The 388-nt window shown below is 52.1% G+C and carries 1 protein-coding gene; it reads right to left on the reverse strand.

The window, feature by feature from the left end; translation table 11 throughout:
• On the reverse strand, positions 1-388 hold a 388-nt coding region (locus GVN67_RS29530), incomplete at both ends, for a DnaB-like helicase C-terminal domain-containing protein (protein WP_160000809.1).

Raw genomic sequence — 388 nt, forward strand, 5'->3', positions numbered from 1 at the left:
ATTTTGATCAGCGCCAGATAGTCGATGACCACCAGGGCAATTTCTGGATGCTCCAGCTTATAGCGGGTTGCGGTTTGTTCAATCTGGTCGATATTGAGGTTAGTTGCGTCGGTGATCCAAACGCTGCGGTTAACCAGTTGCTCCATGCCGTTAAAGAATCGCGCCCAGTCTTCATCCTCAAACTTTTCGACTGCCTTCAGTCTGGATACAGGCATACCGCCAGCGGCAGAAACCATGCGTTTGGCGATCTGCGTGTCGGACATCTCCATGCTGAAAAACAGAACACCATGCCCCTGTGCAGAGACCTTCTCGATAATATCCAGCGCCAGCTCTGTTTTGCCCATCGAGGGACGCGCCGCGATAAACACCAGATCCGTGGATTCAATGC

This window comes from Roseomonas sp. 18066, assembly GCF_902706185.1.
In the GTDB taxonomy this organism is placed as follows: Bacteria; Pseudomonadota; Alphaproteobacteria; order Acetobacterales; family Acetobacteraceae; genus Pseudoroseomonas.